Genomic DNA, 17020 nt, shown 5'->3' with positions numbered 1-17020 from the left:
TCAGAAGAAGTAGGTGAACTGCGCGTACAGCCGCGGATTGCGCACCCGCTTGTCGGAGCGGGCTTCACCCGCCACGCGGCCGGCCAGGCTGACGCGCAGGGTGTAGGTGCGCGGCCGCTCCCAGGCCACCGACACACCGGCGCCGCTGTAACGCGCGGTGTTGACGAAGCGCGCGCCTTGGGCGCTGGCGTCCTGTCGGAAGCGAAGTTCACCGTGGTCGACGAACACGCTGAACACCGTCTCGCGGGCCAGACGGCCCAGCCAGTCTTCCGGGGGCAGCAGGCGCAGTTCGGCACTCACCACCATGCCGCTGTCGCCGGTGCCCTCGCCAGGCGCAAAGGCGCGCACGCCGTCGGGCCCGCCGACGCGGAACTGCTCGCCGGAGTCCAGGTTGTCGAACGCCCACTGGCCCCGCAGCGCCGCATACAGCAGCAGCCGCCCGTCGACCAGGTTCTGCAGCCGGTTCACGCCCACCGACAGCTTGGTGAAGCGCGGTGCGTCGTCCAGGCTGTCGGGGCGGCCGCCGTCGTAGCGCACATCGCCGCTGGCCACATGGGCCTCGAAGGTGCTGACCGCGCCGCCGAACCAGTCGTCGCGCAGGTCGCCTGTCAGGCCCAGGCTGAGGTTGTTGACCTGGCGCTGGCGGGCGATGCCGCCGGTGCTGTCGTCGTAGCGCTTGTGGTCGACCGAGGCCACGGCGAACAGGTTGAGGTTGCGCGAGCGCACCCAGGGGTACAGCGCATAGGCATTCAGCGTCAGGCCGTCGCCGTGGATGTCCAGGCCGTTGAAGGCGGCGCTGTCGAGCTGGTAGCGCACCGCCGACAGCGAGGCCCCCAGCTTCAGGCCGCTGCTGCCCACCGGCAGCGCGTAGCTCAGCAGGCCGAAGCCCAGGCCACCGGTGGTGGACGCCAGCACACTGGCGGTGAAGGCGTCACCCAGCCCGGCCAGGCTGTTGGCCGCCACCAGCACGCCCAGCCGGCCGGTGCCGAGAAAGCGCGAGCCGTTGACATCGGCATCGGCCTTGCCCGACCAGCGGTCTTCCTGCTGGCCGGTGACGCGCAGCGAGGCCGTGCCCGGCTGCGAACCGGCCACGATGTCGAAGCGGGCGGTGATGCCACGCAGGTCGTTGATCAGGAAGACCACCCGCTCGACATCGCGCACCCGCAGGATCTCGCCGGGCCGCAGCTGGGCCAGGTAGCCCTCGATCACCCGGCGCTGCACCGGCAGGCTCTCGGGCCATTGCAGGTCGATGCGGTCGAGCCGGCCTTCGAGCAGCTGGATCTGCACGATGCCGCCCTCGGGCACCTGCTCGGGCAGGTAGGCATAGCCCAGGTACCAGCCTGATTCGCGCTGCAGGAAGCGGGTGACGTCGGCCGTGGCGTTGACCAGGTCTTCGTAGCTACGCTGCGGGCCGGTGTAGGGCGCCAGCAGTTCGGCCGCGGCAGCCAGCAGCTCCGGCGGCGCATTGGGTGACAGGCGGAAGCCGCGCACGTCCAGCGTCAGGTCGCCGCTGGGCTTCTGCAGTTCACGCGGCGGCGCCGGGCGGGCGGGCAGGTCGCGGGCATCGGTGGCCAGCGGGGCGCGCGGCGCCAGATCGGCGGGGTTGGGCAGCAGGCCGCCGGGGCGCTGATCGGCCGGAGTGGCGGCGGCGGGCTGGGCCAGCGCGGGTGCGGCGGCCAGGCCGCCGGCCAGCACTGCTGCAGAAATCCGCCCCAACTGCCAACTTTTCATCACTGCATGGTATCCAAACGCCTGCCGTCAACGGCCTGCATTCGGACCTGTCAGCGTAGGGATTGCAGGGGTTGCCAGTGCCGCAGCGCATGCTGCGGCGGCGCGTGGTCAGGGCGCCTGCTGGCGGCCGATCTCGACGCGGCGGTTCTCGGCGGCGGCCGGATCCTTGGTCACCTTCAGCGCCTTCGAGCCCATGCCCACGGCCTGCAGCATGCCGGGGTCGGCGCCGTTCTTGACCAGATACTCCTTCACCGCCTCGGCGCGCTTCTGCGACAGCGGCAGGTTGACGTCCTCGCTGCCGGTGGCGTCGGCATGGCCCTCGATGCGCACCACGCGGCCGCTGCCGCGCTTGCCGCGCAGCACCTCGGCAAAGCGGTCGAGCTGGGCGCGCAGCAGGTCGGGCAGTTCGGCCGAGCCGAGCTTGAAGGTGGCCGTGGGCAGGGAGAAGCGCACCGCCGGCTTGAAGCCCATGCACTTGTAGCCGGCCTGCTCCAGTTCCTTGCAGGCGTCTTCGGGGAACAGGCCCTCGTTGATGGCCTGGGCTTCGGGCACTTTCTCGCCCAGGTCGACCGGCGGATCGGCCGCCAGTGCAGCCAGCGGCAGGGCGGCCATGCAGCCGGCCAGCGCAGTTCGGCGCAGCGCGGCGCGCCAGGTGGTGGAGTGGGGGCGGAACGGGGCGGCAGCCAGCATGATGAGCTCCATGCCGCGTGATGCGGCGTGATGGGGGCGGGCCCGGCGGCCTGCAGACCGACCAGCGCGTGCCACGTCCCAGAAGCGTGAAATCATACCGGCGCGGGCCGCCAGCGCCATCCCCTGTCGCAGGGAAGTTGTGGCAAGCGCAGGGTCAGCGGCCCGCCTGCAGCGCGGCGGCGCGCATCGCGGACAGCGTGCTGCGGCTGGTGCTCACGTCGGCGTCCAGCTTGACATGGATCAGCATCGGCGCGCCAGGCTGCAGCGCCTCGGCGAAGGCGGCCTCGAAATCCTCGGTGCGGTCGACGAACGCCGCACGCCAGCCGAAGGCCCGCGCCATGGCGGCGAAGTCGGGGTTGAACAGGTCGCTGCCGCTCACCCGGCCGGGGTACTCGCGCTCCTGGTGCATGCGGATGGTGCCGTAGGTGCCGTTGTCGACCACGATGCTGACCAGCCGCCCGTCTGCTGCGTTGGCGCCGTAGCCGGTGGCGGTGGCCAGTTCCTGGCCGTTCATCAGGAAATCGCCATCGCCAGCCACATTGACCACGGTGCGGTGCGGCTGCAGCAGCGCCGCCCCCACCGCCGCGGGAAATCCATAGCCCATGGCGCCCGAGGTGGGCGCCAGCTGGGTGCGGCCATGGTGCTGCAGGCCGTGGTAGCGCACGAAGCGGTGCAGCCAGCCGGCGAAGTTGCCCGCGCCGTTGGTGTAGATGGTGTTCTCGGGCGCCAGGCGCTGCACCGTCTGCATCACCACCGCCATGTCCAGCGGCGCCACCGGCGTGGCGATGTGGTTGGCCTCGTAGTCGGCATGGGCGTCGGCCGCCCAGCCGGCCCAGGCCACGCTGGTGGGCGCGGCCAGGCCTTCCAGCGCCTTGGCCGCGCTGGCCATGCTGGATTGCAGCAGCAGATCGGCCGCGTACACGCGGCCCAGCTCCTCGGGCCCGGCGTGGATGTGCACCAGCTTCTGCGCCGGCCGCGGCGGCGTCAGCAGGGTGTAGCCGCCGGTGGTCATCTCGCCCAGGCGCACGCCCAGGGCGATGACGAGGTCGGCATCCTTCACCCGCTGCGCCAGTTTCGGGTTGATGCCGATGCCCACGTCGCCGGCATACAGCGGATGGCGGTTGTCGAAGGTGTCCTGGAAGCGGAAGCCGCAGCCCACCGGCAGCTGCCAGTTCTCGGCAAAGCGCTGCAGCGCGCGGGCGGCCTCGGCGTCCCAGCCACCGCCACCGGCGATGACGAAGGGCCGCTGCGCCGCCATCAACAGGGCCCGCAGGTCACGCAGTCCGCCCGGCGCGGGCCAGGCATGGGCCGTCTGCGCCTGCGGCAGCACCGGCGCGGCGGTGGGCGTGGTCAGCATGTCCTCGGGCAGCACCAGCACCACCGGGCCGGGGCGGCCCTGGGTGGCGGTGTGGAAGGCGCGGGCCACGTATTCGGGCAGGCGGTCGGCGTCGTGCACCTCGCCCACCCACTTGGCCAGGCCCAGCGTGCCGGGGCCGAACATCTGGCGGTAGTCCAATTCCTGGAAGGCCTCGCGGTCGCGCTGGTCGCTGGCCACCTGGCCGATGAACAGCACCAGCGGCGTGGAATCCTGGAAGGCGGTGTGGATGCCGATGCTGGCGTTCGTCGCGCCCGGCCCGCGGGTGACGAAGCAGACGCCCGGCCGCGGGCCCAGCTTGCCCTGCGCCTCGGCCATGAAGGCGGCGCCGCCCTCCTGCCGGCAGGCGATGAAGCGGATCTGGTCGCGGTGGACATGGAAGCCGTCGAGCACGGCCAGGTAGCTTTCGCCCGGCACGCCGAAGCAGGTGGTGACGCCCTGGGCGATCAGGGCTTCGACGAGGGCATGGCCCGCCAATCGGGATGTGGTCATGGAAGTCAGCGGCTGGAAGCAAGCGGTGGCGGATTGTCGGTGGGCCGCAGTTCGCGCCGCACCCGGCGCACCTGGAAGGCGCTGACGATCAGCACGCCCTGCACCATGGCCAGGCCCACCCACACCGCGGTGTAGAGGTGCAGGTCCATCAGCCGGCCGAAGACCAGCGGCGCCAGCGCCTGGCCGATGTCCAGCCCGGAATACACCACGCCGAACACCCGGCCGCTGGCATTGGCCGGCGTGCTGCGCTTGACCAGCATGTCGCGCGACGGCCCGGCGCTGCCGCTGACCAGGCCCATGGCGCCGAACAGCAGCGGCACCGCCCAGCCCGGCACCGGGCCCAGCGCCATCCACAGTGCGATGCAGGCGGCCAGGCCCATGCCGACGCCGACCACCTGCTCGCAGCGCGCCGGGTCGCGCGCCAGGAAGCCACCGGCCACCATGCCGGTGGCGCTGCACACCATGTAGATCGACAGGCAGGCCGCCACCCAGGCCAGCGGCACATCGTGCAACTGCTGCGCCGCGCCGGGCGCGAAGCTCTGCACCACGCTCAGCGCCATGGCGTAGAAGAAGAAGAATCCGAAGCACATCCACACCGCCGGGATGCGCAGAAAGTCGAACGGCCCTTCCGCGCGCACCGCAGCGGCCGGGCTGGCCACCGGCGGCGCCGTGCCCGGCAGCAGCAGCAGGCGGCCACGCTGCCACCACAGCAGCAGCAGCACCACCAGCGCCACCGCGGCGGCGGTCACCATCGCCACGCGCCAGCCGGCGGCCAGCGCCACCGGCACCATCAGCGCCGGCGCCAGCGCCCAGCCCAGCGTGCCGGTGATGCCGTGGGCGCTGTAGGCATGGCCCAGCCGGCTGGCGTGCACATTGCGGTTGAGCAGGGTGTAGTCGGCCGGGTGGAACACGCCGTTGCCGAGGCCGGCCACCACCGCGCTGGCGGCCAGCATGGCGTAGTGGGTGGAGGCGGCATAGCCCAGCGCCGCCAGCGCCAGCAGCCCCAGCCCGCCCAGCAGCACCGGCCGCGGGCCGATGCGGTCGACCAGGAAGCCCGAGGCCGTCTGCACCGCGCTGGAGACGACGAAGAAGATCGTCAGCAGCAGGCCCAGCTCGGTGTAGCTGACGTTGAACTCGATCTTCAGCCAGGGAAACAGCGGCGCCAGCAGCAGCTGGCTGAAGTGGCTGACCGCATGCGCCAGGCCCACCAGGCCGATGGTGGAGGCGTCCTGCCGCAAGGGCGGCGCAGCGCTGGCAGGGAGCGTGGCGGCAGTCATGCCACCGATGGTAGACGGGCTGCAGCGGGCGCCCAGCCGCGGCCGGGACAGACCGCCGTTGTGTAAGCGGTTGTCGCGCCTGCCGGGCCGTGTCTCCTGGGCGACGTGCCGGCACGGCACAACATCACGAAACCTGCGCTTGACATGCCGACCCTAGAGTGGCGACCAGACTTCCGGAGACTGCCATGCTGACCAGCCTGTTCGGTGACCTCACGCCCCGTCGCCTGCCGCAGCCGGCCCCGCCGGCCCAGTCGGACGGCAGCGACGCCGCCACTGCCGTGCACCACGCCACCAGCATCGACGTGGTGGTCGACGATTCGCCCACCGAGGCGATCCGTGCCCACTTTGCCGCCCACCGGCAGGATCTGCAGCGCGCCAGCCAGATGGTGACGCTGCTCGACCCATCGCGCCTGTGGGCCGCGCAGGTGCTGCATGCGCTGGCCGATGCCGGCGGCCAGCCGGTGCAGCGGCTGAATGTGCGGGAGCGCAGCTCGCTGCGCACGCTGGCGGTGATCGAGCGCACCCTGGTGCCGCGCCGCGATGCGCCGGCGCTGCGGGTTTACCACGCCGACATCCGCGGTGGCGCCAGCGCCGCCGGCGTGGCGCCCGAAGAAATCACCAGCGCGCTGGCCGAGGGCAGCCAGCTCACCGCGGTGATCGTCGGCGCGATGCAGCCGCATGCGCTGGTGGTGCTGCTGCGCGGCCTGCTGCAGGCCTGCCACCAGCCGGAATGGCGCTGCCCGCACCTGGTGTTCATCCTGCCGCCAGGGGCCGCGGCGCTGCGCCAGCGCATCCTGGCGCAGGACTGGCCGGCCGGCCTGCAGGTGCATGCGCTGGCCGAGCCGCTGGCCAGCGCCGCCAGCGTGTGGAACCGGGTGCTCGAGGCCTGGGAGGCCACGCAGCAGGCGGCGGCGGCAGCGCCGCACGACCAGCCGGCGCTGGCCGAGGCCGCCCAGGCCCGGCCGGCGCCACCGGCAGCGCCCGCCGCCCATCGCCTGCCGCCGGTGGTGCTGAACCGCCTGCTGTTGCCGCTGGCGCGCAGCGAGGGCCTGCTGGCCTGTGGCATCGTCGACCTGCACAGCGGTGACCTGCTGGCCACCCAGCAGCGCGAAGAGCCACCCACCGACCTGGCCGCGCTGGCCGAGGCGCTGTGCGCCGCCCGCCTGGCGCACCAGGCCGTGGCCACCGACGAGGCGCCGCCCGAGGAGATCCTGGTGACCACCGGCCCGCGGCAGACCCTGCTGCGGCGGCTGCCGGGCGAGGCGCCGCTGGGCTTCGTGGCGGTGCTCGACCGGCAGCAGGCCAACCTGGCGCTGCTGCGCTTCAAGCTGCTGGATGCGGAACGGGTGCTCGGCTGAGGCTCAAGCGGCGGGGCGGGTCTGCCGATAAGGCCTGATCAGCTGTCTTGCCGCCAGGAGCGCTCGCCATGGATTTCTCATCGGTCCACAACACCCACGAAAAGACCATCTTCGAGGCGGTGACCGCCGCCGCGCCGCGCTACCCGGGCATCGCCGATGACCCCGGCCTGCTGGCCGACGTGGCCTGCGTGGCGCTGAACCGCATGCCGCCACACTACATCCGCCACACCGCCGACCTGGCCTTCTTCACCACCGAGAAGGAGCGCCAGGCCACCCTGCGCAACGTGGCCGAATCGGTCGACTTCGCCTTCGGCTATGTGCAGGCACGGCATGTGATGGCGGCCCGGCGCTAGCCACTCCTAACCTGCGGTTCTGACTGCCAGAACCGCCGCGGCCATCGCCAGCCCGGCGACGCGATCCTAGAGTGGGCCACCTTCACACACCGGCCCACACCATGACCCCGTCCCGCCTGATCCGGCGCGCTGCCAGCGCGCACGTCCTCCACCGCGTCCGCCGGCCAGGCAGCGTGGCCGCACTGGCGCTTGCGCTGCTGCTGTCGGCCTGCGCCGGCCCGCCGGTCACGCAGCAGGCGTTCGACGCCCACCAGGCCCGCTTTGCCGTGGCCCAGCCGCATCTGCAGCAGATGGTCGCCCGCCCCGACGGCGGGCGGCTGGCGGTGCGCGAGTTCAACCCCGGCCAGCGCGGGCGCTCGCCCACGCTGGTGCTGATGCACGGCTTCCCGGACAACCAGCACCTGTATGACGCGCTGATCCCGCTGCTGGCGCAGCGCCACCATGTGGTGAGCTTCGACTTCCTCGGCTGGGGTGGCTCCGACAAGCCGGCCACGGCCGTCTATGACGTGGCCAGCCAGCGCGCCGACCTGGACGCGGTGGTGGCCCACTTGGCGCTGCAGCAGGTGGTGCCGGTGCTGCACGACATGTCCGGCCCGGTCGGCATCGACTGGGTGCTGGACAACCCGCAGCGCAGCCGCGCGCTGGTGCTGCTGAACACCTACTACAACGCCTCGCCGGCGCTGCAGGCACCGCCGGCGATCGAGGTCTTCGCCTCCAAGGGCTGGCTGCGCGATCTGCGCGTCTGGGGCGCCGGCCGGGCTGCCGGCGTCTTCCAGTCCGGCGTGCAGAGCCAGATGTCGGACTTCTTTGCCGACGAGGCGGCGCGGGCTGCCTGGGTGCCGGTGCTGGCCCATGGCGCGCCGGCGATCCGCCCGGCGTTCTTCAGCGCCACCTCGGTGCTGTGGCAGGAGATCGCCGCGCGCGATGGCCGCCGGGCACAGATGCAGCAGTCGCCGGTGCCGGTGCTGGTGGCCTTCGGGCGGCATGACCCCTACCTCAACCCGCAGGTGGCACAGGCGCTGGCCGACCAGTTCACCGGCGCCCGCGTCAGCCTGCTGGACGCCGGGCACTATGTCCAACTGGACCGGCCAGCCGAGCTGGCCAGCTTGATCGACCAGCTGCTGGCCAAGCCCTGAGCCGTCTGGTGCGCAGCGTCAACCCGGTCGGCGCCGCCGCGGTGTGGCTGGTGTTGGCGCGGTGGCGGGGCTGACCGGCGCCAGTGCGGCCGCGTCGCTGGCCGTCAGCTGCAGATCCGCATGACCGCGCCCCTGGGCCAGCACGAAGTCGACGAACAACCGCACCCGGGCCGGCAACTGCCGGTCGGGGTAGTGCAGGAAGAGCTGCAGGCCACCGGGCGACAGGTCCGGGTGCAGCACCTGCAGATCGCCGCGGCGCAGGGCCGGCAGCACCTGCACCAGCGGCAGCTGCGCCACCCCCAGACCGGCGGCGCAGGCGGCCGCCAGGGCCGCCATGTCGTTGCAGCGCAGTGGCCCGGACACCGGCAGGTCCACCGGTCCGGCGGGTGTCTGCAGATGCCAGGGCGCAACCGCCACCTCCCCGCTGCGGCGCAGACCCAGGCCGTGCAGCCTGGCCAGCATGGCCGGGTCGGCATCCAGGCCGGGCCGGGCCAGGAACGTGGGCGCCGCACACAACACCAGCACCAGCGGGCCCAGGGGGCGGGCCACGAAGCCCGCATCCCGCAGCGGGCCCACCCGCACGCCGACATCGAAGCGGTCGGCCACCAGGTCGGTGGCCAGCTCGCTGCAGGCGATGTCGACCACCACCCCGGGGTGCCGGGCATGGAACTGCACCAGGCTGGGCGCCAGGTAGGCCTGCACATACGGCGACACGGCCGTCACCCGCACGGTGCCCGAGGCCGCGCCAGCAGCATCGCGCGAGTCGTCGAAGGCGGCAGCCAGCTCGGCCAACGGCGCCTCGCAGCGCGCCAGCAGTGCGGCGCCCTCCGCCGTCAGCGAGAGGCTGCGCGTGGTGCGGGCGAACAGCCGCAGCTGCAGCTGCGCCTCCAGCCGGGCCACGTTGCGGCTGACGGCCACCGCCGACACGCCCAGCGCCTCGGCCGCCCGCACGAAGCTGCCGCTGCGTGCCACCTGGACAAAACTCACCATGCCACGCAGCGATTCCATCGACCATTGCCAGAGTTGCGGGATTGCCGCGCATTCTTGACCTGAGTTTGGATCTGCAGCCGCGCCCAAGGGCGTTGTCGGGGTCGCCCCGCCTGCGAGGCTTGCAGCCGGAGTTCCCGTCGCCGTGATCTCCTGGTGAGGACCGCGGGAAGCCTGCTTCCTAGCATCGGTGGAACGGGCCCGGCATGTCGGGTCCGGCCCACCCAACGCCAGGAGCCACCGATGTCTTCCCTGTCCCGCACCACCACCCGCCTGCTGGCGGCTGCCGCCCTGTCCACCGGCCTGGCCGCGCAGGCCCTGCCCACCCAGGTGACCGTCACCATCGAGAACCTGGCGCCGGCCGGCGGCCTGGCCTTCGCGCCGCTGCACCTGGCCTTCAACAACGGCAGCTACGACGCCTTCAACCTGGGTCAGGTGGCCGGCACGGCCATCGTGTCGGTGGCCGAAGGCGGCGCCGGCGGCGCCTGGCAGGCCGCCTTCGCCGCGGCCGACCCCGGCGCCGTGCGCGGCACCATCGGCGGGCCGCTGTTCGCCGGCGGCAGCAAGACGGCCAGCTACATGGTGGACAGCGCGGCCAACCCGTTCTTCACCTTTGCGGCGATGGCCATCCCGAGCAATGACTTCTTCATCGGCAACGACAACCCGATGGCCCACCGGCTGTTCGACACGGCCGGCCAGCTGCAGGTCAGCAGCATCACGGTGCAGGCACGCGACATCTGGGATGCCGGCTCCGAGGTGTTCGACCCGGCCGCCTCGGCCTTCGTCGGCGACAACGGCCTGCGCGCCGACCAGGGCTCGGTGGTGGCCTTCAACTTCGCCGAGTTCGCCGGCTACAACGGCCTGACCACCGGCGCCGGCTACACCTTCAACAGCCAGCTCGCAGCCGGCACCGATGTCTACCGCATCAGCTTCACCGCTGCGCCGGTGCCCGAGCCGCAGACCTATGCGCTGATGCTGGCCGGCCTCGCCGGCCTGGGCTGGCTGGCACGGCGGCGCCAGGCCCGCGGCGCTTGAGGCCGGCCCGCCAGCCAGCGGCAGCCGTCCAGCGCGGCGGCACCCAAGCGGCAGAATGGGCCATGCCCCAGCAGCTGCTGCTAGTCGAAGATGACGACGCCATTGCCGACGCCCTGCGGCTGCACCTGGAGCAGGCCGGCTACCAGCTGCACCGCGCGGCCGACGGCCTGCTGGCCATGGCCGCCATCGACCGCCAGCCCTGGGACCTGGTGCTGCTGGACCTGATGCTGCCCGGCGCCGACGGCTGGGAGGTGTGCCGCCACCTGCGGGCGCGCCACCCCGCCGTGCCGGTGATCATGCTCAGCGCCCGGTCGGCCGAAGCCCACCGGGTGCTGGGGCTGGAACTGGGCGCCGACGACTACCTGGCCAAGCCGTTCTCGATGCTGGAACTGGTGGCCCGGGTGCGCGCCCTGCTGCGCCGGGTGCAGCAGCTGCGCACCGCGCCAGCGCCGGCGCCGGTGCTGCGCTTCGGTGCCTGGCAGCTGGACACCACCCGGCGGGAACTGCTGCAGGGCGACACGCCGGTGCCACTGACCCTGCGGGAGTTCGATCTGCTGCACTTCCTGGCCCGGCACCCCGGCCAGGCCTTCGGCCGCGACCAGCTGCTGCAGCGGGTGTGGGGCGCCGGCTTCGACGGCTATGAACACACGGTGAACTCCCACATCAACCGGCTGCGCAGCAAGATCGAGCGTGATCCACGCACGCCGGCACACATCGTCACCGTGTGGGGTGTGGGCTACCGGTTCGACCCCGCCGGCGGGGAGCCGTCCGCATGAGGCGTCCGCCGCTGTCCTTCAGCACCCGGCTCACCCTGATGCTGGCCGCCCTGCTGCTGGCCTATGCCGGCCTGGTGGCCGTGCTGGGCCGCAGCCTCGCCACGGCGCATGAGCAGGAATCCTTGCAGCGCCTGTCGCACGGCCTGGCACAGCACATCGTGGGCCACTGGCCCGAGATCACCACCACCGATCCCGCCGAATCCGAGGCCGCGGCCCGGCGCGCCCTGCTGCAGATGCTGATGGTGGTGAACCCCGGCATCCAGGTCTATGTGCTGGATGCCGGTGGCCGGGTGGCGGCCTACATCGGCGAGCCCGGCATGGTGCGCCAGCACCAGGTGGACCTGGCACCCGTGCGTGCCTTCCTCGCCGGCGCGGCCCTGCCGCTGCACGGCACCGACCCGATGGGCGGCGACGTGCGCCGCATCTTCAGCGCCGCCATGTTCGCGCCCAAGCCGGGGCAGACCCAGCCGCCGGGCTACCTCTACATCGTGCTCGATGGCGCGGCCCGCACCCAGGTGGCCGGCGCCATCAGCCTGCGCCGCGAGTGGCTGGGCGCGGCGGCAGTGGCCGGCGTCGGCGCGCTGCTCACCCTGCTGGTGGGCGCCCTGGCCCTGCGCAAGCTGACCCGGCCGCTGCACCGGCTGGCCGGCCGCATGCGCAGCTACAGCCTGGGCGCCACGGCCACCCGGCCCGAACCGCAGCACGGCGGCCGCGGCGACGAGGTGCAGGCCATTGCCACCGCCTTTGCCGGCCTGACCGAGCGGCTGGAACAGCAGTCTGCGCGCGAAGCGGCCCAGACCCTGGCCCACCGCGAGACCATGGCCGGCGTGGCCCACGACCTGCGCACGCCGCTGACCGCGCTGCACGGCCATCTGGAAGCCCTGTCGGGCGGCAGCGCGGTGCAGCAGGCACCGCTGCTGCGCGCCGCCCTGGCGCAAAGCGACAAGGTGCGCCGGCTGTCGCAGCAGCTGTTCGAGCTGGCCACCTTGCAGTCGACCGACCAGGTGCTGCACCGCGAGCGCTTCAGCCTGGACGAGCTGGTCACCGACACGGTGCAGAAGTTCGCCATCGGCCACCCGAACCCGCCGGTGACGCTGACCGGCGCCCCGCCCGGCCGGCTGGAGCTGGACGGCGACCTGCAGCTGATCGATCGCGCCCTGGGCAACCTGATCGACAACGCCCTGCGGCACGCCCCGGGCGGCGCGCCAGTGCGGGTGAGCCTGTTGCGCCAGGGCGGCAACGCCCAGATCCTGGTGGAAGACAACGGCCCCGGCCTGCCACCCGACCTGCAGGCCCGCCTGGACCAGCAGGCCAGCCTGCGCGACCCGCCGCTTCGGCGCAGCGGCGGCGGCATCGGCGGCCTGGGTCTGGCGATTGCCCAGCGGGTGGCCCAGCTGCACGGCGGCAGCCTGCGGCCGCTGGCCACGCCCGAGGGCGGCACCCGGCTGTGCCTGGCGCTGCCGCTGGCCGCGCCGGGCTGAGCCGGGCCGGTCAGTGGACCACGCGGCCGAACTCGAACGCGCCGTCCTTCACATCCACCGGCACCACATCCTTGGGGCCGAAGCGGCCCTGCAGGATCAGCTTGGCCACCGGGTTCTCGATGCGGTGCTGGATGGCGCGCTTCAGCGGCCGGGCGCCGAACACCGGATCGAAGCCGACCTTGGCGATCTCGGCCAGCGCTTCGTCGGACACCTCCAACTTCATGTCCATCTTCTCCAGCCGGCCTTCCAGCAACTTCAGCTGGATGCGGGCGATGGCCTTGATGTTGGCCTCGTCCAGCGCGTGGAACACCACCGTCTCGTCGATGCGGTTGAGGAACTCGGGCCGGAAATGCGCCTTCACCTCGCCCCACACCGCCTCGCGGATCAGCTCCGAGTCCTGGCCCTGCATCTGCATGATCAGGTGGCTGCCCAGGTTGCTGGTCATCACGATCACGGTGTTCTTGAAGTCCACCGTGCGGCCCTGGCCGTCAGTCAGGCGGCCATCGTCCAGCACCTGCAGCAGCACGTTGAAGACGTCGGGGTGGGCCTTCTCCACCTCGTCGAGCAGCAGCACGCTGTAGGGCTTGCGGCGCACGGCTTCCGTCAACGTGCCGCCCTCGTCATAACCCACGTAGCCCGGGGGCGCGCCGATCAGCCGGCTGACGCTGTGCTTCTCCATGAACTCGCTCATGTCGACGCGGATCATGTGGTCCTCGCTGTCGAACAGGAAGCCGGCCAGCGCCTTGCACAGCTCGGTCTTGCCCACGCCGGTGGGGCCCAGGAACAGGAAGCTGCCCAGCGGCCGGTTCGGGTCTGACAGGCCGGCGCGGCTGCGGCGGATGGCGTCGGACACGGCGACGATGGCCTCGTCCTGGCCGACCACCCGCTTGTGCAGCGCGGTCTCCATCTGCAGCAGCTTGTCGCGCTCGCCCTGCATCAGCTTGCTGACCGGGATGCCGGTGGCGCGTGAGACCACCTCGGCGATCTCCTCGGCGCCGACCATGGTGCGCAGCAGCTGCGGGCCGCCGGTGCCGTCCTTGGCACCCTTGGCCTTGCCGCTCTCCTTGGCCTGTGCCTCCTTCAGCGTCTTCTCCAGCTCGGGCAGCTTGCCGTACTGCAGCTCGGCCACCTTGTTGAAGTCGCCCTGGCGCTTGAGCGCCTCGATCTGGCTCTTGATCTGCTCGATCTGCTCCTTCACCTGAGCGCTGCCCTGGGCGGTGGCCTTCTCGGCCTTCCAGATCTCTTCCAGGTCGGCGTACTCGCGCTGCAGCTTGACGATCTCGTCCTCGATCAGCGCCAGGCGCTTCTGCGAGCCTTCGTCATGCTCCTTCTTCATCGCCTCGCGCTCGATCTTCAGCTGGATCAGCCGGCGGTCGAGCTTGTCCATCACCTCGGGCTTGCTGTCGATCTCGATCTTGATCTTGGCCGCGGCCTCGTCGATCAGGTCGATGGCCTTGTCGGGCAGGAAGCGGTCGGTGATGTAGCGGTGGGAGAGCTCCGCCGCGGCGACGATGGCCGGGTCGGTGATCTCCACGCCGTGGTGCACCTCGTACTTCTCCTGCAGGCCACGCAGGATGGCGATGGTGGCCTCGACACTGGGCTCGTCGACCAACACCTTCTGGAAGCGGCGCTCCAGCGCGGCATCCTTCTCCACGTACTTGCGGTATTCGTTGAGCGTGGTGGCGCCGATGCAGTGCAGCTCGCCGCGCGCCAGCGCGGGCTTGAGCATGTTGCCGGCGTCCATCGCGCCCTCGGCCTTGCCGGCGCCCACCATGGTGTGCAGTTCGTCGATGAACAGGATGATGCGGCCCTGGTCGGCGGCCACTTCCTTCAGCACGGCCTTCAGCCGCTCTTCGAACTCGCCCCGGTACTTGGCGCCGGCCAGCAGGCCGGCCATGTCCAGCACCAGCACCTTCTTGTCCTTCAGCGTGTCGGGCACCTCGCCGGCCACGATGCGCTGGGCCAGGCCCTCGACGATGGCGGTCTTGCCCACGCCGGGCTCGCCGATCAGCACCGGGTTGTTCTTGCTGCGGCGCTGCAGCACCTGGATGGCGCGGCGGATCTCGTCGTCGCGGCCGATCACCGGATCGAGCTTGCCTTGCCGCGCCCGCTCGGTCAGGTCCAGCGTGTACTTCTTCAGCGCCTCGCGCTGGCCTTCGCTCTCGGCCGAATCGACCGACGCACCGCCGCGCACCGCGGTGATCGCCGCTTCCAGCGCCTTGCGGTTCAGGCCATGGCCGCGCACGATGCCGCCGATGTCGCTCTTGCTGTCGGCCAGGGCCAGCAGGAACATCTCGCTGGCGATGAACTGGTCACCGCGTTGGGTGGCCTCCTTGTCGGCCTGCTGCAGCAGCTGCACCAGGTCACGTCCGGCCTGCACCTGGCCGCCACCCTGCACGCTGGGCAGGGCGTTGGTGGCCACGTCCATCGCCTGCTTGAGGGCGGCGGTGTTGGCGCCCGACCGGTCGAGCAGGGCCTTGGGCCCGTCGGGCTGGGCCAGCATGGCGGCCAACACATGGCTGGGTTCGATGTAGGGGTTGTCGCGGGCGACGGCCAGCGACTGGCCTTCGGCCAGGGCTTGCTGGAAGGCGGTGGTGAGCTTGTCGATGCGCATGGGGGATGTCCTCCGAATGGATAGGGACATTGGGCTGCCCCCGGCGCATTTCAAGCCCGGCCGGCGGGCGCCGTCTGTGCGGTGTTGCGCTGGATCAAGTGGCCAGCGCCAGCCCGGCCAGCGCCGGGAGGCCCTGCCGCTTGACCCTGACGTGGCGTCAGGCCAGACAGTGCGCAGGTCCCACTCCACTTGATTGCCACCACCATGATCCACCTGCTCTTCGGCCCCCAGGGTGCCGGCAAGTCCACCCTCGCCCGCCAGCTGGCCGACCAGAGGCAGGGCGTGCGCTTCTCCATCGACGACTGGATGGGCGAGCTGTTCGCGCCCGACATGCCGCAGCCGATGAACCTGCCCTGGATCCTGGCGCGGGTGCAGCGCTGCGAGCAGCGCATCTGGGCGGTGGCGACCGATGTGGTTCGGCGTGGCGGCACCGCCGTCCTCGATGTCGGCTGCATGCAGGTGGCCGACCGCGCCCGCTACGCCGCACTGGCCAGCGCCCAGGGCCTGGCGCTGCGACCGCACTTCGTCACCGCACCGCTGGCGGTGCGCCGCCAGCGGGTGCTGCAGCGCAACCAGACCCGCGGCGACACCTTCGCCTTCGAGGTCACGCCCGGCATGTTCACCACCATGGAAGGCCACTTCGAGCCGCCCGATGCGGCCGAGCTGGCCGGCTGCGCGGTCACCGAGACCGCGTGACAGCGCGGCGGGCAGCGGGCGCAGAGGCAGCCGCCAGGTAGGCCAGCGCGTCCGGCGGCAGCGGCGCGCCGGCGCGCAGCAATGGCTCGGCGGCCAGTGCAGCATCCATCGTCGGTACCAGGTCGGCAGCTTGGCCCACGGTCTGGTGGAACAGATCGCGAAGCCGGTCTGCCAGGGCCGCCGCACGCGCGGACGCCGGCGGCACGCCCGCGACCATCAGCCGGGCAGTGTCGGCCGCCAGCGCCGCCCAGGCCGACGCGCCCACCGGCCGGAAGCGGCGCAGCTCGTCCAGCGTGAAGTGGCGCAGCCAGGCGGCCAGGCGCGGCGCGGTCGCCTGCTCGATGTAGCGCACCATGTCCAGCGCCGGCGCACCGTCCGGCCGGGCCGTGGGCTCCTGCAGGTACATGCGGCCCCAGCGGTCGATCAGGTCGAAGTCGCCGCCCAGCCAGTGGTGGATCAGCGCCATCCACTGGTGGGCCAGCGGCTGCACGCGCAGATCGGTGGGCGGCACACCCTGGTCCATCAGCGCCCGCACCTGGGCCAGCAGGGCCGCCCAGTCGTCCCCCACGGCCTGCCAGTTGCCGACGATGGTGCGGATCTCGTCGGTGCTGAAGTAGCGGGCGTAGGTGGCCATCAGCGCCAGTGAGTCCAGCCAGTCGCCCATCTCGGGCTGGCCACCGGCGGAGAACTTGTCCATCAGCAGGGCCAGCCGGGTGCGCAGCGCGGTGGCCTGGGCGATCTCGTGGTCCAGCGCGCGGATCTGCCTGGCCACGGTCTGCGGCAGCGGCTCGCCGTCGCCGGCCAGCAGCGCGGCGATCTGCTTGAGCGGCAAGCCCAGGTGCCGCAGTGCCTGGATGCTGTGCAGGCGGGCGACGTCCTCGCGGCCGTAGAGCCGGTAGCCGGCCGGCGACCGCGCCGACGGGCTCAGCAGGCCGATCTGGTCGAAGTGATGCAGGGTGCGCACGGTCAGGCCGCTGCGCCGGGCCAGGTCGCCCACCTTCAACTGCATGCTGCCGCCT

The 17020-nt window shown here is 71.9% G+C and carries 14 protein-coding genes; 7 read left to right on the top strand and 7 right to left on the bottom strand.

The genetic code is table 11. The annotated features are described in order from the left end of the window. The 4 genes from FFT10_RS12610 to FFT10_RS12595 all read right to left on the bottom strand — a co-directional run bounded on the left by FFT10_RS12610 (window position 1) and on the right by FFT10_RS12595 (window position 5565). Window positions 1-1731 (bottom strand): ShlB/FhaC/HecB family hemolysin secretion/activation protein, encoded by a 1731-nt coding sequence (locus FFT10_RS12610; RefSeq protein ID WP_137733169.1) that lies wholly within the window; start codon window positions 1729-1731, stop codon window positions 1-3. A 108-nt stretch (window positions 1732-1839) separates the two neighbouring features. After that, window positions 1840-2421, bottom strand: coding sequence for an OmpA family protein (locus FFT10_RS12605; RefSeq protein WP_162520782.1), 582 nt, complete (start codon window positions 2419-2421; stop codon window positions 1840-1842). A 154-nt stretch (window positions 2422-2575) separates the two neighbouring features. Then, window positions 2576-4288, bottom strand: coding sequence for a thiamine pyrophosphate-binding protein (locus tag FFT10_RS12600; RefSeq protein WP_137733167.1), 1713 nt, complete (start codon window positions 4286-4288; stop codon window positions 2576-2578). A gap of 5 nt (window positions 4289-4293) precedes the next feature. Next, window positions 4294-5565 carry an MFS transporter gene (locus tag FFT10_RS12595; RefSeq protein ID WP_137733166.1) on the bottom strand — a complete coding sequence of 424 codons (1272 nt, stop codon included), beginning with the start codon at window positions 5563-5565 and terminating at the stop codon, window positions 4294-4296. Window positions 5566-5750: 185 nt separating this feature from the next. Here FFT10_RS12595 and FFT10_RS12590 point away from each other — a divergent pair, with 185 nt between their 5' ends. The 3 genes from FFT10_RS12590 (at window position 5751) to FFT10_RS12580 (ending at window position 8412) form a co-directional block, all read left to right on the top strand. Further along, window positions 5751-6923 (top strand): hypothetical protein, encoded by a 1173-nt coding sequence (locus FFT10_RS12590; RefSeq protein WP_137733165.1) that lies wholly within the window; start codon window positions 5751-5753, stop codon window positions 6921-6923. Window positions 6924-6991: 68 nt separating this feature from the next. Next, on the top strand, window positions 6992-7276 hold the full coding sequence (locus FFT10_RS12585; protein ID WP_137733164.1) for a late competence development ComFB family protein: 285 nt from the start codon (window positions 6992-6994) through the stop codon (window positions 7274-7276). Window positions 7277-7377: 101 nt separating this feature from the next. Continuing rightward, a complete protein-coding gene (locus FFT10_RS12580; protein ID WP_137733163.1) occupies window positions 7378-8412 on the top strand; it encodes an alpha/beta fold hydrolase in 1035 nt (344 codons plus the stop codon). Between the two features lie 18 nt (window positions 8413-8430). On the opposite strand, the gene FFT10_RS12575 is transcribed toward FFT10_RS12580, so the two are convergent. After that, window positions 8431-9420, bottom strand: a complete 990-nt coding sequence (locus FFT10_RS12575; protein WP_137733162.1) for a LysR family transcriptional regulator — start codon at window positions 9418-9420, stop codon at window positions 8431-8433. A 222-nt stretch (window positions 9421-9642) separates the two neighbouring features. Here FFT10_RS12575 and FFT10_RS12570 point away from each other — a divergent pair, with 222 nt between their 5' ends. The 3 genes from FFT10_RS12570 to FFT10_RS12560 all read left to right on the top strand — a co-directional run bounded on the left by FFT10_RS12570 (window position 9643) and on the right by FFT10_RS12560 (window position 12691). Continuing rightward, on the top strand, window positions 9643-10434 hold the full coding sequence (locus tag FFT10_RS12570) for a spondin domain-containing protein (protein WP_137733161.1): 792 nt from the start codon (window positions 9643-9645) through the stop codon (window positions 10432-10434). A 62-nt stretch (window positions 10435-10496) separates the two neighbouring features. After that, on the top strand, window positions 10497-11210 hold the full coding sequence (locus tag FFT10_RS12565; protein ID WP_137733160.1) for a response regulator transcription factor: 714 nt from the start codon (window positions 10497-10499) through the stop codon (window positions 11208-11210). After that, the gene (locus FFT10_RS12560; protein ID WP_137733159.1) at window positions 11207-12691 is read left to right on the top strand and encodes a HAMP domain-containing sensor histidine kinase; all 1485 of its coding nucleotides are present in this window, start codon (window positions 11207-11209) and stop codon (window positions 12689-12691) included. The genes FFT10_RS12565 and FFT10_RS12560 overlap by 4 nt, the downstream gene beginning before the upstream one ends. 10 nt (window positions 12692-12701) lie before the next feature. Here the strand turns inward: FFT10_RS12560 and clpB are convergent, their stop codons facing one another. Continuing rightward, on the bottom strand, window positions 12702-15305 hold the full coding sequence (gene clpB / locus FFT10_RS12555; RefSeq protein ID WP_137733158.1) for an ATP-dependent chaperone ClpB: 2604 nt from the start codon (window positions 15303-15305) through the stop codon (window positions 12702-12704). Window positions 15306-15509: 204 nt separating this feature from the next. On the opposite strand from clpB, the gene FFT10_RS12550 reads away from it, so the two are divergent. Continuing rightward, the gene (locus FFT10_RS12550) at window positions 15510-16001 is read left to right on the top strand and encodes a P-loop nucleotide/nucleoside kinase family protein (protein ID WP_137733157.1); all 492 of its coding nucleotides are present in this window, start codon (window positions 15510-15512) and stop codon (window positions 15999-16001) included. Here FFT10_RS12550 and FFT10_RS12545 read toward each other — a convergent pair. Beyond that, window positions 15985-17010: a MerR family transcriptional regulator gene (locus FFT10_RS12545; RefSeq protein WP_137733156.1), complete on the bottom strand. Its 1026-nt coding sequence runs from the start codon at window positions 17008-17010 to the stop codon at window positions 15985-15987. The genes FFT10_RS12550 and FFT10_RS12545 overlap by 17 nt on opposite strands. Window positions 17011-17020 lie beyond the last annotated feature (10 nt).

The sequence above is a fragment of the Pseudaquabacterium pictum genome, assembly GCF_005403045.1.
Lineage (GTDB): Bacteria > Pseudomonadota > Gammaproteobacteria > Burkholderiales > Burkholderiaceae_C > Pseudaquabacterium > Pseudaquabacterium pictum.
Note: the sequence above shows the minus strand (reverse complement) of the source record. Positions and strands in the feature narration are given on the sequence as shown.

Bases quoted from the DNA above. Each gene is read 5' to 3' on its own strand.
- FFT10_RS12575 (WP_137733162.1), bottom strand. From the start codon at position 9,420: ATGGAATCGCTGCGTGGCATGGTGAGTTTTGTCCAGGTGGCACGCAGC.
- FFT10_RS12560 (WP_137733159.1), top strand. From the start codon at position 11,207: ATGAGGCGTCCGCCGCTGTCCTTCAGCACCCGGCTCACCCTGATGCTG.
- FFT10_RS12595 (WP_137733166.1), bottom strand. From the start codon at position 5,565: ATGACTGCCGCCACGCTCCCTGCCAGCGCTGCGCCGCCCTTGCGGCAG.
- FFT10_RS12605 (WP_162520782.1), bottom strand. From the start codon at position 2,421: ATGCTGGCTGCCGCCCCGTTCCGCCCCCACTCCACCACCTGGCGCGCC.
- clpB (WP_137733158.1), bottom strand. From the start codon at position 15,305: ATGCGCATCGACAAGCTCACCACCGCCTTCCAGCAAGCCCTGGCCGAA.
- FFT10_RS12610 (WP_137733169.1), bottom strand. From the start codon at position 1,731: ATGAAAAGTTGGCAGTTGGGGCGGATTTCTGCAGCAGTGCTGGCCGGC.
- FFT10_RS12600 (WP_137733167.1), bottom strand. From the start codon at position 4,288: ATGACCACATCCCGATTGGCGGGCCATGCCCTCGTCGAAGCCCTGATC.
- FFT10_RS12580 (WP_137733163.1), top strand. From the start codon at position 7,378: ATGACCCCGTCCCGCCTGATCCGGCGCGCTGCCAGCGCGCACGTCCTC.
- FFT10_RS12590 (WP_137733165.1), top strand. From the start codon at position 5,751: ATGCTGACCAGCCTGTTCGGTGACCTCACGCCCCGTCGCCTGCCGCAG.
- FFT10_RS12570 (WP_137733161.1), top strand. From the start codon at position 9,643: ATGTCTTCCCTGTCCCGCACCACCACCCGCCTGCTGGCGGCTGCCGCC.
- FFT10_RS12565 (WP_137733160.1), top strand. From the start codon at position 10,497: ATGCCCCAGCAGCTGCTGCTAGTCGAAGATGACGACGCCATTGCCGAC.
- FFT10_RS12545 (WP_137733156.1), bottom strand. From the start codon at position 17,010: ATGCAGTTGAAGGTGGGCGACCTGGCCCGGCGCAGCGGCCTGACCGTG.
- FFT10_RS12550 (WP_137733157.1), top strand. From the start codon at position 15,510: ATGATCCACCTGCTCTTCGGCCCCCAGGGTGCCGGCAAGTCCACCCTC.
- FFT10_RS12585 (WP_137733164.1), top strand. From the start codon at position 6,992: ATGGATTTCTCATCGGTCCACAACACCCACGAAAAGACCATCTTCGAG.